This window comes from Collimonas sp. OK412, from assembly GCF_900112135.1.
Lineage (GTDB): Bacteria > Pseudomonadota > Gammaproteobacteria > Burkholderiales > Burkholderiaceae_D > Collimonas > Collimonas rhizosphaerae.
The window spans coordinates 1-13,880 of the sequence record NZ_FOLC01000024.1 but is presented as its reverse complement, the minus strand read 5'-3'; the positions used below and the strand labels follow the sequence as shown (position 1 = coordinate 13,880).

11 protein-coding genes are annotated in these 13,880 nt (G+C 62.2%); 6 read left to right on the top strand and 5 right to left on the bottom strand.

The annotated features are described in order from the left end of the window. Window positions 1–55: 55 nt before the first annotated feature. Both kdgD and BM062_RS20090 read right to left on the bottom strand, forming a co-directional pair. Window positions 56–967: a 5-dehydro-4-deoxyglucarate dehydratase gene (gene kdgD, locus BM062_RS20095; protein WP_092400132.1), complete on the bottom strand. Its 912-nt coding sequence runs from the start codon at window positions 965–967 to the stop codon at window positions 56–58. A gap of 270 nt (window positions 968–1,237) precedes the next feature. Continuing rightward, window positions 1,238–1,996 carry a FadR/GntR family transcriptional regulator gene (locus BM062_RS20090; RefSeq protein WP_092400130.1) on the bottom strand — a complete coding sequence of 253 codons (759 nt, stop codon included), beginning with the start codon at window positions 1,994–1,996 and terminating at the stop codon, window positions 1,238–1,240. Between the two features lie 313 nt (window positions 1,997–2,309). Here BM062_RS20090 and BM062_RS20085 point away from each other — a divergent pair, with 313 nt between their 5' ends. The 3 genes from BM062_RS20085 to BM062_RS20075 are packed head-to-tail and all read left to right on the top strand — an operon-like array spanning window position 2,310 to window position 6,329. After that, window positions 2,310–3,656 carry an MFS transporter gene (locus tag BM062_RS20085; protein WP_092400215.1) on the top strand — a complete coding sequence of 449 codons (1,347 nt, stop codon included), beginning with the start codon at window positions 2,310–2,312 and terminating at the stop codon, window positions 3,654–3,656. Next, on the top strand, window positions 3,653–5,236 hold the full coding sequence (garD, locus tag BM062_RS20080; RefSeq protein WP_092400128.1) for a galactarate dehydratase: 1,584 nt from the start codon (window positions 3,653–3,655) through the stop codon (window positions 5,234–5,236). The genes BM062_RS20085 and garD overlap by 4 nt, the downstream gene beginning before the upstream one ends. 10 nt (window positions 5,237–5,246) lie before the next feature. Beyond that, entirely contained in the window at window positions 5,247–6,329 is a 1,083-nt protein-coding gene (locus BM062_RS20075; RefSeq protein WP_092400213.1) for a lactonase family protein, read from the top strand. 31 nt (window positions 6,330–6,360) lie between these two features. Here BM062_RS20075 and BM062_RS20070 read toward each other — a convergent pair whose 3' ends face one another. The 3 genes from BM062_RS20070 to BM062_RS20060 all read right to left on the bottom strand — a co-directional run bounded on the left by BM062_RS20070 (window position 6,361) and on the right by BM062_RS20060 (window position 9,456). Then, window positions 6,361–7,404, bottom strand: coding sequence for a questin oxidase family protein (locus BM062_RS20070; protein ID WP_092400126.1), 1,044 nt, complete (start codon window positions 7,402–7,404; stop codon window positions 6,361–6,363). A gap of 83 nt (window positions 7,405–7,487) precedes the next feature. After that, window positions 7,488–8,798, bottom strand: coding sequence for an ATP-binding protein (locus BM062_RS20065; RefSeq protein WP_254785179.1), 1,311 nt, complete (start codon window positions 8,796–8,798; stop codon window positions 7,488–7,490). Then, entirely contained in the window at window positions 8,788–9,456 is a 669-nt protein-coding gene (locus tag BM062_RS20060; protein WP_092400122.1) for a response regulator transcription factor, read from the bottom strand. Before BM062_RS20060 ends, BM062_RS20065 begins: the two co-directional genes overlap by 11 nt. A gap of 238 nt (window positions 9,457–9,694) precedes the next feature. Here BM062_RS20060 and BM062_RS20055 point away from each other — a divergent pair, with 238 nt between their 5' ends. The 3 genes from BM062_RS20055 (at window position 9,695) to BM062_RS20045 (ending at window position 13,541) form a co-directional block, all read left to right on the top strand. Continuing rightward, entirely contained in the window at window positions 9,695–11,848 is a 2,154-nt protein-coding gene (locus BM062_RS20055; RefSeq protein WP_092400211.1) for a TonB-dependent receptor domain-containing protein, read from the top strand. Between the two features lie 49 nt (window positions 11,849–11,897). Then, complete coding sequence (locus tag BM062_RS20050) at window positions 11,898–12,617, top strand: acid phosphatase (protein ID WP_092400120.1); 720 nt, start codon at window positions 11,898–11,900, stop codon at window positions 12,615–12,617. Window positions 12,618–12,764: 147 nt separating this feature from the next. After that, the gene (locus BM062_RS20045) at window positions 12,765–13,541 is read left to right on the top strand and encodes a hypothetical protein (protein ID WP_092400118.1); all 777 of its coding nucleotides are present in this window, start codon (window positions 12,765–12,767) and stop codon (window positions 13,539–13,541) included. Window positions 13,542–13,880 lie beyond the last annotated feature (339 nt).

Sequence of the window (13,880 nt, the reverse complement as noted above, 5' to 3'; positions counted from 1 at the left end):
TTGTTCAGCCGGGGGACGTATTACCTATCGGCGCCGCTGTTGCTTGTTTGGATAATTACTGCGGCCCCTGCGTCAGGATCAGTGCTTTCAATTGCTCGCGTTCTTCCGCATTAAGGTCGATCAGCGGTGTGCGTACCGGGCCGCCGTCGTGGCCGGCGATGGTGGCGCCGGCTTTGACTATGCTGACGGCGTAGCCGGCTTTTTTGTTGCGGATGGCCAGGTAGGGCAGGAAGAAAGTGTCCAGCAGGCGGCCGGTGGTGGCGTGGTCGTCGTTCTTGATTGCGGTGTAGAAATCGATCGCCATCTTTGGCAGGAAATTGAATACTGCCGAGGAATAGACCGGTACGCCGAGCGCCTTGTAGGGGGCGGCGAACAGTTCTGCTGTCGGCAAGCCGCCGAGGTAGCTCAGGCGGTCGCCGAGGCGGCGCCGGATCGATACCATCAGCTCGATGTCGCCGATGCCGTCCTTGAAACCGATCAGGTTAGGGCAGCGCGCCGCCAGCAATTCCACCGAGTCCGCGTTCAGGCGGCAGATGCCGCGGTTGTACACCACCACGCCGAATTTGACCGAATTGCAGATGGCTTCCACGTGCGCGACCAGGCCGTCTTGCGAGGCTTCGGTCAGGTAGTGCGGCATCAGCAGGATGCCTTGCGCGCCGAGGCGTTCGGCTTCCTGCGCAAAAGCGATGGCGGTACGGGTGGGGCCGCCGGCGCCGGCCAGGATCGGCACTTTGCCGCGGCAGGTTTCGACCGCCACCCTTACCACGTTGGAATACTCGGAGGTGGTCAGCGAAAAGAACTCGCCGGTGCCGCCTGCCACAAACAAGGCGCTCGCGCCGTAGGGAGCCAGCCATTCGAGCCGAGCTGCATAAGTGCTCGGGCGGAATTCGCCTTGCGCATCGAAATCGGTGATCGGGAAGGACAGCAAGCCGGCGGAAAGCGTTTGTTTGAGTTCTTGAGGATTCATGGTCTCGGGATGAAGTAGTGCTGCGGTTGATAATCGGACGCTTTCGCCGCAGGAGGGCGTCCGGCGTCCGGATGATTAAGTTATCAGTCATCGTACAACAAAGATTTGCAGTATGCAAGCCGGAAAATGTTGTTTGTTGCAGCGGGAAGCGGGTGGACCGGACACGGGAAGCCGGGTCAGGCCGGGGAGGAAAGCGTGGCCGGCCGGGAGGATGGCGGCGCCTGTCATGGAGCTGCCGGGCGCGCCGGCAGCGAGGTTTTCAGTGTTTGATTACGACGCCAGCGCCATGCTGTCCTGCACCTTGCGCAAGCGCTCGCGGCTGTTGCTCAGGTGGGTGCGCATTGCCGCCCGCGCTGTCTCCGGGTCCTGGCGCACGATGGCGTTGTAGATATCTTCGTGTTCGCGGTGGACGCGGTCCAGGTAGGCCGCCGGATCGTCATGCGCCAGCCTGGCGGAGTTGATCCGGGTGCGCGGGATGATGGTGGTGCCGAGGTGGGTCAGGATGTCGACGAAATAGCGGTTGCCGGTCGCCTGCGCGATGTGCAGGTGGAACTGGACGTCGGCCGCCACTGAGTCGCCGTGCTCATGGGCGCTCTTCTGGAAGGCGTCCAGCGCCATCCGCATCTGCGCCAGCTGCTCGTCGCTGCGCCGCGCCGCCGCCAGCCCCGCGGCTTCCGCTTCGAGGCTGATGCGCAGTTCCAGGATGGCCAGGATGTCGCGCATGGTGATCACGGTTTCCGGATCGATGTCGAAGCTGCCGGAGCTGCTTGCCGCCAGCACGAAAGTGCCGATACCGTGCCGCGTCTCTACCAGTCCTGAAGCTTGCAGGTGCGAAATCGCCTCGCGTATCACGGTGCGGCTGACGCCCTGGGTGCGCATCAGTTCCGATTCGGTCGGCAGCTTGTCCCCGGGTTTGCTGCTGCCGTTCCTGATGCCGTCGGCAATGTTGGCGACCACGCTCTGCGCCAGGTTGCGATGTTTCTTGCGCGGTGCGCCAGGGTCGGGCTGAGTGGTGAGCGGTGTATTCATGGGGTAGGGGCCGCAGGAAAGGTAAATCTAGTTGCTAAATTATTTTGGGCTGATTATACTACGATTCAAGTTGTAGGATGACTGATAACATCAAGGTAGTTTAACGCAGGTTAAACATCAAGAATAATAAGAACGGCGCCTTGTAACAACCCCTGGCCTGGACCCGCAGCATGCGGCCAGGGCCGCGGGTGGCGGAAGCTGCGCATTCCAGGCCGCTCTGCCGCAGGCGCCGACTCTGGCGAAACAGGAGACGCAGGTGAATATCGATAAAACGGCCGGGCCGGCAGCGGCCCCGCGCGGCAAGCTGCGCTACATGATTTTGTTCATGCTGTTCGTGGTGACCACTTTCAACTACGCGGACCGCGCCATCCTTTCCATTGCAGGCACTGCAATGAAGGGCGAACTGGGCTTCGACGCGGTCACCATGGGTTTCATCTTCTCGGCTTTCAGCTGGGCCTATGTGCTCGGGCAGCTGCCGGGCGGCTGGCTGCTCGACCGCTACGGATCGAAACGGGTCTACGCCGCCAGCATCTTCATCTGGTCGCTGTTCACGCTGCTGCAGGGCGGCGTGCATTTCCTCGGCGTGCTGTGGGCGGTGCCGGCCTTGTTCATGCTGCGTTTCATGGTGGGCCTGGCGGAAGCGCCTTCGTTCCCCGCCAACGGCCGCATCGTCGCCGCCTGGTTCCCGACCACCGAGCGCGGCACTGCCTCGGCGATCTTCAACTCCGCGCAATATTTCGCCACCGTGCTGTTCGCGCCGCTGATGGCCTGGATCACGCACGCTTACGGCTGGTCGGAAACGTTTGTCGTCATGGGCGTGGCGGGCCTGGTGCTGAGCATGATCTGGATGCGGGTGATGCACAGCCCGAAAGACCATCCGCGCATGACGCCGGCGGAACTGGCGCATATCCGCGACGGCGGCGGCCTGGTCGAGATGGACCAGGGCCTGGGGCAGGCGGCAGGCAAGGGACCGCAGGTGAACCGCGGGGTCAAGCTGGGCTATCTCAAGCAGCTGCTCGGCAACCGCATGCTGGCCGGCGTCTACCTGGGCCAATATTGCATCAATACGATTACCTATTTTTTCCTGACCTGGTTCCCCATCTACCTGGTGCAGGAGCGCGGCATGTCGATCCTGAAGGCCGGCATCGTGGCGTCCTTGCCGGCGATCTGCGGTTTTCTCGGCGGCGTGCTGGGCGGCCTGATCTCGGACCGCCTGATCAAGCGCGGCTTCTCGCTGACCTGGGCGCGCAAGATCCCGATCGTCGCCGGCCTGCTGTTGTCGACTACCATGATCTTGTGCAATTACGTCGATACCCAATGGATGGTGGTCGGCATCATGGCGCTGGCGTTTTTCGGCAAGGGCGTCGGCGCGCTGGGCTGGGCGGTGGTGGCGGATACTTCGCCGAAAGAAATCATCGGCCTCACCGGCAGCCTGTTCAACATGTTCGGCAATATCGCCGGGATTACGGCGCCGATCGTGATCGGCTACATCATCAAGCAGACCGGCTCTTTCGAGTGGGCGCTGGTGTATGTCGGCGCCAATGCCCTGCTGGCCGTGGTCAGCTACCTGGTGATCGTGAAAGACATCAAGCGCGTCGAGCTCAAGCCGCTGGACGATGCAGGGCAGCCGTACAAGAAATTATCTGGAGTGGAATCATGAGCAAGGCAGCAACCGACAAAACAGACAACAACACGCCGCTGTATATCCGCATGCAGGAGCAAGACAATGTCGCCATTGTCGCCAACGACGGCGGCTTGCCGGCCGGTTCGGTATTCCCCTGCGGGCTGGTGCTGCGCGACAAGGTGCCGCAAGGCCACAAGGTTGCCTTGAGCGACCTGGCTGAAGGCGAGGCCATCGTGCGCTACGGCGTGGTGATCGGTTATGCGCAGCGGCCGATCGCGCAAGGCAGCTGGATCGAAGAATCGCTGGTCAGGATGCCGCCGGCGCGGGAGCTGAGCAACCTGCCGATCGCCACCCGCAAGCCGGTGGCGGCGGCGCCGCTGGAAGGCTACACCTTCGAGGGTTACCGCAACGCCGACGGCACGGTCGGCACCCGCAACATCCTGGCGATCAGCACCACGGTGCAATGCGTGTCGGGGGTGGTGGAGCATGCGGTCAAGCGCATCAAGGCCGAGCTGCTGCCGAGCTATCCCCATGTCGACGACGTCATCGGCCTGGAGCATACCTACGGCTGCGGCGTGGCGATCGATGCGCCGGGCGCGGAGATTCCGATCCGCACCCTGCGCAACATCAGCATGAATCCGAATTTCGGCGGCCAGGCGATGGTGGTCAGCCTGGGCTGCGAAAAACTGCAGCCGGGCCGGCTGTTCCCGCAAGGCTCGATCCCGATCCAGAGCACCGGCGGCAAGGAAGACGGCTTGCGCGTGGTGTGCCTGCAAGATGCGGAACACGTCGGTTTCGAATCGATGATCGTCTCCATCATGGCCACCGCCAGGGAGCAACTGGCCGAACTGGACAAGCGGCGCCGGGTTACCTGCCCGGCGTCGGAGCTGGTGGTCGGCGTCCAGTGCGGCGGCAGCGACGCCTTCTCCGGCGTGACGGCGAACCCGGCGGTAGGTTTTGCCAGCGACCTGCTGGTGCGCGCCGGCGCAGCCGTGATGTTTTCCGAAACCACCGAAGTGCGCGACGGCATCGACCAGCTGACCGCGCGCGCCGCCAGCGCCGAGGTGGCGCAAGCCATGATCCGCGAGATGGCCTGGTACGACGATTACCTGACCCGCGGCGGCGTCGACCGCAGCGCCAACACCACGCCCGGCAACAAGAAGGGCGGCCTGGCCAACATCGTCGAAAAAGCCATGGGCTCGATCGTCAAATCCGGCAGCAGCACGATTTCCGGCGTGCTGTCGCCGGGCGACAAGCTGCGCCAGAAGGGTTTGATCTATGCCGCCACGCCGGCCAGCGATTTTGTCTGCGGCACGCTGCAGCTGGCCGCCGGCATGAACCTGCACGTCTTCACCACCGGCCGCGGCACGCCTTACGGCCTGGCCGCGGTGCCGGTCATCAAGGTCGCCACCCGCAACGACCTGGCGCGGCGCTGGCACGACCTGATGGATGTCAACGCCGGCCGCATCGCCAGCGGCGAGGCCAGCATCGAAGAGGTGGGCTGGGAATTGTTCCACCTGATGCTGGATGTGGCCAGCGGCCGCAAGCAGACCTGGGCGGAACACCACAAATTGCACAATGCCTTGACGCTGTTCAATCCGGCGCCGATTACCTGACAGGATGGAAATGCACCATAACTTCAGCCGGCTGTGTACCTCCCTGGCGCTCATGGCGTGCGCTGCATCGGCTTCGGCCAAAACCATGGTGTACGTGTCCAACGCCGACAGCCGCGACATCTACGTCATGGAACTCAGCCAGGCGGACGGCAGCGTCGCCCTGGTGGAAAAAATCGCGACCGGCGGCACGGTGATGCCGCTGGCGGTCAGTCCCGACCGCCGCTTCCTGTATGCCTCCTTGCGTTCGCTGCCGTATTCGGTCAGCAGCTTCGCCATCGACCGGCAAAGCGGCAAACTGGGTTTGCTGTCGACCGTACCGCTGGCCGACAACATGGCCAACCTGGCGACCGACAAGACCGGCCGCTTTTTGCTGGCGGCGTCCTACACCGGCAGCAAGATCTCCGTCAATCCGATTGCCGCCAAGGGCGAGGTCGAGGCGCCGCCGCTGGCCGTGATCCCGACCCGTGAAAAGGCCCACGCGATAGCAACCGATCCTGGCAACACCCACCTGTTCGCCAGCAGCCTGGGCGGCGACGTCATCCAGCAATATCGCTTCGATGCAGCCAGCGGCCAGGTCACGCCCGGCGTTCCGCCGTATGTCGAAACCAGCCATGGCGCCGGTCCGCGCCATTTCGTGTTCGACCGCCGCGCCCGCTTCGTCTACGGCACCAACGAACTGGACGGCAGCCTCAATACCTATCGCTACGATGCCGCCGCCGGCGCCATGACGTTGCTGGCGTCGGTTTCGCTGCGGCCCAAGGATTTCCAGGGCGCGGCGCTGGCGCCGGCCGACCTGCACCTGACGCCGGACGGCCGTTTCCTGTATGCCTCGGAGCGCACCTCAAGCACGCTGGCCGGATTTGCCGTCGATCCCGACAGCGGCGCATTGACGCCGATCGGCAATTTTGCTACCGAGATCCAGCCGCGCGGCTTCAATATCGACCCAAGCGGCCGCTACCTGCTGGCGGTCGGCCAGCAGTCGAACCGCATGAGCAGCTACGCCATCGACCAGAAGAGCGGTGCGCTGCAGCTGCTGCAGCGCTACGACATGGGGAAAAATCCCAACTGGGTCGAGATCGTCGAGCTGCCATAGGCGTCGCCGGCAAGGTCGAGACGGCCGCTTGTCAATGCATCTGAAACATGCGGCCGGCCCGCCGCGCCGCTGCCGCCAGGTACAGCGGCGACGGCGCGCGCAGGTTTTCGCAATAGCAGGTGTAGACCATCTTGATCACGTGGTCGTCGTCGGAGGCGATGGCGGTGGTGAACAGGTCTTGCCAGGTGTCCGCGTTGTCGATCAAGGTTTCTGCATCATCCGAGATCGCATCCGATGCCGCCAGGGGCGGCGCGCCTATCGATACGTACGCGGCGCAAACCGCCACCCACAGGTCTGGCAGCAGGCGCTGGACCAGCGCCTCCGGCAGATGGGACAGCACGCGGCGCGCGGCGTGCAGGCCGGTGACGATGTGCAGGGCAGTGAAATTATTGGTCTGCCAATACAGGGAAATGGCCGTCCGCGTCATGGCGTCGAGCAGCTGCGGCTGCATTGGCGCCGCCGGCAGCACTGCGTAGAACAGCGGATAGCCGGCCACCGCCCGCAAGCGCGTAACAATCAGGCTGCCGGTGAATACCGTGCCATGCAGCACGCGCGACAAGATGGCCAGCCCCTGGTTGACCGAGGCAGCGGGTATTCGCTGGTGCGATCCCGCGTCGATATGCAGGTTGCCGCAGACCAGCGCCGCCAGCCCGGCAGCGATTTCGCTCAGGTGCTGCGCTTCCAGGCCATATGCAAGCCGGATCAAGGCATGGAAGGCGCCGCTTGCGGGGGCAAACGGTATCCTGCCCAGCACTTGTTCAAGGACGGCGTCGGCGCCGGCGCTCCAGATCCATTCTTCAAAATATTCGCGCAGGGCGCTGACGGCGCTGGCGTCGCCGATGCAGGCCAGCCATGTATCGCGGCCGACCGCCTTGAGCACAGGCCGGGCCGGTACGGCCGAGCGGTGTTGCCAGGTGTCGAAAAATTCCTGCAGGCGCGCCGGCTGTGCGCCCATTCCGGCCAGCGCGCACAACGCCATCGGACAGTGGTTGGTCAAGCCTTTGTTGTCGTCGGCATAGCGGGCATTGGCGTCAAGCAGGCGGTGCAGGGTTGGTTCGCGTAGTCGTTGATTCATGTGATGGCCCCAAGATCAGTGGTTGACCGGCGCAGTATGCAAGTTAAAGTACACTTGAGGTCAACAGGAATTTTTGCTGCGCCCTATGCAGCTCTTTTGAAAATGATGCTGGCTTTCAGGCCGGCCAGCCGCGGCGCCTGGCCTAGCTTCACTTCAGCCTGGTGCAGCTCGGCCACCTGCTTGACGATGGCCAGGCCGAGGCCGCTGCCGGTGGCCTGCGGCACCAGGCAGCGGTAGAAACGGTCGAACACGCGCTCTCGTTCATCCGCGGGAATGCCAGGCCCGCTGTCTTCGATTTCCAGCAGGATGTCGTCCTGGCTGGCGCGGATGGTGACGTCGACCTGGCCGCCGCTGGGGGTGTAGCGCACCGCATTGTCGATCAGGTTGCGCAGCAGGATGTGCAAATGATGCTCGGATCCCATGATGTGGCCGGCATCCAGCTGCTCGACGCCGAGGTTGATTTTGCGCGTGTTGGCATAGGGGATCAGGTCGATGGTCACCTCGCGCGCAATCTCGTGCAGCTGCAGGCGGGTGTGCGGATCATGGATGCCGCCCGACTCCAGGCGCGACACCATCAGCAATTGTTCGACCAGGTGGCTGGTGCGCTTGACCCCAGCCTTCAGGTCCGCCAGCGCGCGGGCTTCGCGCCCGCTGCCGAGCGACTGTTCCACCAGCTGGGTCTGGATCTGCAGGGTAGCCAGGGGAGTGCGCAATTCGTGCGAGGCGTCGGCGATGAATTTTTTCTGGCCTTCGAGGGCGACGCTCAGGCGCTGCAGCAAGGTATCGAGCGCATGCGTCAGCGGCTTGATTTCAGCCGGCTGGTCTTGCGTGGCCAGCCGGCCCAGCTTGTCGGGAGTGCGCTTGGCCAGCTCCTGCGACAGGCGGGTCAGCGATTGCAGGCCGGTGCCGACGCTCCAATGGATCAGCAAGCCCATGATCAGTAAAAAAATCAGCAGCGGTATCAGTGAACGCAGTGCGTGCTCGACGGCGATGTTGCGCCTGCCGCTGAGCGATTGCGCTACCTGGATCAGGTTGTGGTCGGTCTTGCGGATGAACAGTTTCCATTCGCTGCCGCGCCAGGTTATTTCGCTGAAACCGGGTGTTGAAAAACGCGGCAGGACGATCGCCTGGTGCGAGCTGTAGCTGAGTTTCCCATCCTGGTCCCAGATCTGCAGGATGCTGTCGTCGCCGTCGTATTTCAGCGCCGGCTCGTTGACGCCCAGGTCGTTGCCGCTGAAATGCACCGGAATGGCGGAGGCGATCTGGCTCATCTGGTCGTCGTAGATATCGGCCAGCAGGGCGCGGTCGATCAGGTAGTCGGCCAGCACAAAACATGCGCCCAGGATGGCCAGGCCGGACAGCAGCCAGAACAGCAGGCGGTTTCTAATCGACACACGCGCTTTCGAGCATGTAGCCCAGGCCGCGGATATTGCGGATCACGCCCGGCGCCAGTTTTTTCCGCAATGCGTGGATATGCACCTCGATGGTGTTGCTCTCCACTTCATCGTTCCAGCCATATACCTTGTCGACCAGTTGTGCGCGCGACAGCACCGCGCCCGGCTTTTCGATCAATGCCGCCAGCACCATCAGTTCGCGGCTGCTCAAGGCAATGTTTTTTCCTTTGTAAGCGACGGTATTGCTGGCCGGGTCGAAATGGATGTCGCCGTGCACCAGCAGCGGGCTGGTGCGGCCGCCGCTACGGCGCAGCAAGGCGCGTATGCGGGCTGCCAGTTCATCCAGGTCGAACGGTTTGCTCAGGTAGTCGTCGGCGCCGGCGTCCAGTCCTTCGATCCGGTTCAGCACGCGGTCGCTGGCCGACAGGATGATGACCGGCGTGCTGTTGCTGCCGGAGCGCATTTTCTTCAGTACTTCCAGTCCCGATTTGCGCGGCAGGCCCAGGTCCAGCAGCACCGCGGAATAAGACTCGGCGGCCAGCGCGGCTTCGGCGGCAATCCCGTCCTGGGTCCAGTCGACGGTGAAGCCGTAGGGATAGAACCCCTTGCGGATGCTGTTGCCCAGCATGTAGTCGTCTTCAATCAGAAGTAAGCGCATCGGGTTACCCGCCTTGGTCGACCCTTGAAGATAGCAGCCGATTATGACCAGCGCGTGAAATGCGGCGCCGGTTGACGTAAATCAGACAGATTCCGCACAGCTCATTTTCGCTTAATTTTCAAAGCTTATGCTTCGCCCCGAACTACGGCTGACGACTGCAGATGCTGGCAGCAAGCCATTCGCCGGACAATTTCTTTCGATTTTTTTGCGACAACGATTCTAAAAAGGAAACATGGAAATGAAGCGCCTCAGTTTGAAGCCAGGTACCCAGCAGGTCTTGTACGCGTTAGTGTGCATGGCGGCGCCGATGATGGCCGCCGCCCAGCAAGCAGCCGACGGCGGCGGCGATACCGCCGTCGTTGAAGTTACCGGCAAGGCAGCAACCGCAGCCAAGACCGCGCTGTCGCAAGGTTCGCTGACGGCGCGTTCGGCGCAATCGATAGTGAGCGATGAATTCATCCGCAACCTGACCTCGCCGGTGGCCGATTTCAGCCAGGTGCTGCAGATGACGCCAGGCATGTACAGCTACAGCCCGAACGGCGTCGGCCTGGGCGATACCAAGACTTTCTTCCGCGGCTTTTCCGACGGCGACTACACCATCAGTTTCGACGGCATCCCGTTCCAGGACACCAACAGTCCTTCGCACCACACCTGGGCTTTCTTTCCCAGCCAGTTCCTGGGCGGCGCGGTGATCGACCGCAGCCCCGGCTCGGCCGCCACCATCGGCCCGGCCAACTTCGGCGGCTCGGTCAACCTGCTGTCGCGCAACCTGGAGCCTGAACAGCGCATCAGCGTATTCGATTCCTACGGTTCGTTCAACACCAAGATCTACGGCGCCGAGGTTGAAAGCGGCCAGTTCGGCGCCGATGGCGCTTCCAACCTGCTGGTCAACGCGCACCAGATGACATCGAACGGCTACCAAAGCTACAACAAACAAACACGTGATGCGGTGTCGCTCAAATATCAATATGCGATCACCAGCAGCACGGCGCTGACCCTGTTCGGTTCCTATATCGACCTGAAAGCCAATACGCCCAACACCAAGGGCGCGACCCGCGCCCAGATCGCGCAGTTCGGCGACGACTACCTGCTCAGCAACGATCCCAAGCAAGCCAACTACTGGGGCTACAACTTCTACCATGTGACTTCGGATTTCGAATATGCCGGCCTCAGCTCCGACCTGGGCGGCGGCTGGAAGCTGGACGACAAGCTGTACACCTATGCTTATCACAACCAGCAGAACTATAACGGCAGCACCATCACCGCCACCAGCGCCACCGACAAGCTCAACAGCTACCGCACCTACGGCAACCTGCTGCGCCTGAGCCAGGAATCCAGCTTCGGCATCCTGCGCACCGGGCTGTGGGCGGAAAACGCCGACACCAACCGCTACCAGATCCCGTCCGATCCGCGCACCTGGGTCGACGTCGCGCTGCCGAATTTCCATGAACGCTTCAAGACCACGACCCTGCAGCCGTTCGTCGAATATGAATTCCAGGTCGCCAAGGACTTGAAAATCACGCCAGGCGTGAAGTATTCGTCTTACCGCCAGGACCTGACCCAGTACGCCGACAACGGCAAGACCGTCGGCAACCTGGGCGGCAAGCCTAGCGTCCAGCACGCGGTGACCTATAACACCGTGTTGCCGTCGATTGACGTGCACTACATGCTGCAGCCGAACTGGTCGGTCTACGGCCAGTATGTCGTCGGCGATGAAATTCCGCCGAGCAGCGTGTTCGACGTCAAGAACGCCAACGTCACGGCCTTGCCGTCGTCGATCAAGAGCAAGACTTTCCAGGTCGGCTCGGTGTGGAAATCGGACAGCTTCACGTTCGACATCGACGCTTATCACATCAAATTCGATAACGCCTATTCGTCGTTCACCGACAATGCCGGCAATACCACTTTCTTCGCCAACGGCGGCTCCACCACCCAGGGCATCGAAGCCGAAGGCAACCTGATGCTGGGCGCCGGCTTCAGCCTGTACGCCAACGCCACCTACGGCACCGCCAAGTTCGCCAATGGCCAGTGGATCGCCGGCGCGCCTAGCGATACCGAAACGCTGGGCCTGAACTACAACCGCGGCGGCTGGGATATCGGCTGGCTCAACAAGCGGGTCGGCACCATGTATAACGACAACGGCAGCGTGCACCAGGCGGTCAAGATCAGCCCGTTCACGATCTCCAACCTGTTCGTCAACTACACGATCAAGCGTCCGACGCAATTCATCAAGCAGGCCAAGATCCAGTTCGGCATCAATAACCTGTTCGACAAGCACAGCGTCGTCGGCGTCAATCCGGCCAGCACCACCACTTCGGCGCCGGCGCCGGGCGATGTGCTGACGCTGCTGCCGGCGCGCAGCCTGTCTCTGACGCTGAACCTGGATTTCTAAACAACGAGCGGGAGCGCCGCTCCCGGTTTTTTATTTGAAAGTACTGTCCATGCGTAAATTCATTGCTTCCCTGCTGCTCCTGTCCTTTGTCGCCTGCGCCGGCCCGGTGCTGGCGCGCGAGGAAAATCCATTCATCACGTCGAAAGAAATCGACCTGGTCAAGCTGCTGCCGCCGCCGCCCGCCAACGATTCGCAGCAAACCAAGGCTGAGCTGAGCGAAATCCTCGCCCTGCAAGCCGCGCGCACGCCGGAAATGGCGGCGCGTTCGCAAGCCGACGCCACGGAAGACATCTGGCGTTTTGCCGACGTCATGGGCGTGAAATTCAAACGCGACCGGCTGCCGCTGTTCGCCATGTTTTTCCAGCGCGTGGTTGATTCCGAAGGCGCCGTGGTCGATACCTACAAGGATGTCTGGAAGCGTCCGCGTCCATTCATGTACAGCGACCTGGTCAAGCCCGTAGTCAAGTTGTCGCGCTCCGGCGCTTATCCGTCGGGCCATGCCACGGCAGGCACGCTGATGGGCATCGTCCTGTCCAACATGGTGCCGGAAAAACGCGCCGAGATCATGGCGCGCGCCGCCGAATACGCCAACAACCGCATCGTCGGCGGCGTGCACTACCGTTCCGACATTGAAACCGGCCGCATCACCGGCACCGTGATCGCCGCCAGGCTGCAGGCCCGCGACGATTTCAACAGCGCGTTCGACGCCGCCAAGAAGGAGCTGCGCGGCGTGCTGGAACTGGGGGCAGATCCGGCTGATAACAGGTAACTGCAAGCGAGTCCCGGATTTCAAAAAAACCAATCCTCGGGGTTGGTTTTTTTAGCCCTCGTTTATATGTTCGGCCCGTATTTTTACGATATCTTTATGCGCGTTTCTCTAGACTTAAGTCATCAGAGACAGCGTGCGAGCCCTATCATGATCATTACGGTTTTCAGCGAAGACGAGTTTGCCAAACGCTCGATCATTGCGCTCAGCCTGGCGGCCTATTGCGCGCAGAACCGGCGCAGGGTGCTGCTGACAGACGTCACTGCGCTGCAGTATGCATTGGGCTGGGATGCACGGCGCCGGGCCGCGGGCGGCAAGCCGAAGGTCACCGTGCGCGGCAGCGCAGACCTGGAATCGGACCTGGAAAATCCAGCGTCCTATTATCGCAACCGCTATCCGGAAACCATCGTCGACACCGACGGCAGCAACGCGCGCAATACCAACGCGGCGCTGGTCGCCACCGATGTGCTGGTGATCCCGGTCCATTCCCGCCAGGCTTGCAACCGGCAGGCGCTGGTGGAGCGCATCGAAGCTGCGCGGCTGTTCAATCCTGCGTTGCGCATACTGGTGGTGGAAGTCCAGGCCATCAGCGCCTTCGACGCTGCAGCAGGCACGGAAACCAGCCCGGCCCGGGCCTTGGCAAAAGAAATCCTGACCGCAACCCCGGCCGAGACGGTGATCCACGAGTGGATAGACGATCGCAGCATCTTCGACCGCGGCCTGAGCGTATTTGAGCCAAGCCCGCGCAATGAACGCGCCGTCGCCGAGATCAAGGATCTTTACCAGGAAATAGCAAGGACCAGGACCCAGCCGGTCGAGCAAGAAGCCAACAGCCTGGCGATATTGCACGCCTTGCAAAGACGGACGCAAGAGAAGGAGCTGTGCCACGTCAGCGTCGACGCGCTCCACGGATCCATCACCCATTAATTAGGGTCACCCATTAGCCGCCCCTTGTAAAGGGTACGAATTTAATACTCGCGATGTTCTGCGATAGGTCGATTCAATCGTGCCATCGCTGTGACGTCCGGTCGCTGAATTCGTGCCCTTTGCTTCGTAGTGTGGTTGCGTGAATCGCACCAGTCACCCATATGGATCAAGTGGATGCGTTGTTGCATTGCTCCACCCTGGCAGCGCAGCTGCCCCAGAAGCATCTCGGTACCGTCTTGCGTCCAAATGATGGGCAGATCTATGGCTCCCGCGTAGCGGCTCCAACCCTTGGTGGCTCGCAATCCGGACGACTCATTTCGTAACCGCGTACAACGATGG

What these genes read in the sequence shown, in the direction of transcription:
- kdgD (WP_092400132.1), bottom strand. Translation starts at nt 967, where the DNA reads ATGAATCCTCAAGAACTCAAACAAACGCTTTCCGCCGGCTTGCTGTCC.
- BM062_RS20090 (WP_092400130.1), bottom strand. Translation starts at nt 1,996, where the DNA reads ATGAATACACCGCTCACCACTCAGCCCGACCCTGGCGCACCGCGCAAG.
- BM062_RS20085 (WP_092400215.1), top strand. Translation starts at nt 2,310, where the DNA reads ATGATTTTGTTCATGCTGTTCGTGGTGACCACTTTCAACTACGCGGAC.
- garD (WP_092400128.1), top strand. Translation starts at nt 3,653, where the DNA reads ATGAGCAAGGCAGCAACCGACAAAACAGACAACAACACGCCGCTGTAT.
- BM062_RS20075 (WP_092400213.1), top strand. Translation starts at nt 5,247, where the DNA reads ATGCACCATAACTTCAGCCGGCTGTGTACCTCCCTGGCGCTCATGGCG.
- BM062_RS20070 (WP_092400126.1), bottom strand. Translation starts at nt 7,404, where the DNA reads ATGAATCAACGACTACGCGAACCAACCCTGCACCGCCTGCTTGACGCC.
- BM062_RS20060 (WP_092400122.1), bottom strand. Translation starts at nt 9,456, where the DNA reads ATGCGCTTACTTCTGATTGAAGACGACTACATGCTGGGCAACAGCATC.
- BM062_RS20055 (WP_092400211.1), top strand. Translation starts at nt 9,695, where the DNA reads ATGAAGCGCCTCAGTTTGAAGCCAGGTACCCAGCAGGTCTTGTACGCG.
- BM062_RS20050 (WP_092400120.1), top strand. Translation starts at nt 11,898, where the DNA reads ATGCGTAAATTCATTGCTTCCCTGCTGCTCCTGTCCTTTGTCGCCTGC.
- BM062_RS20045 (WP_092400118.1), top strand. Translation starts at nt 12,765, where the DNA reads ATGATCATTACGGTTTTCAGCGAAGACGAGTTTGCCAAACGCTCGATC.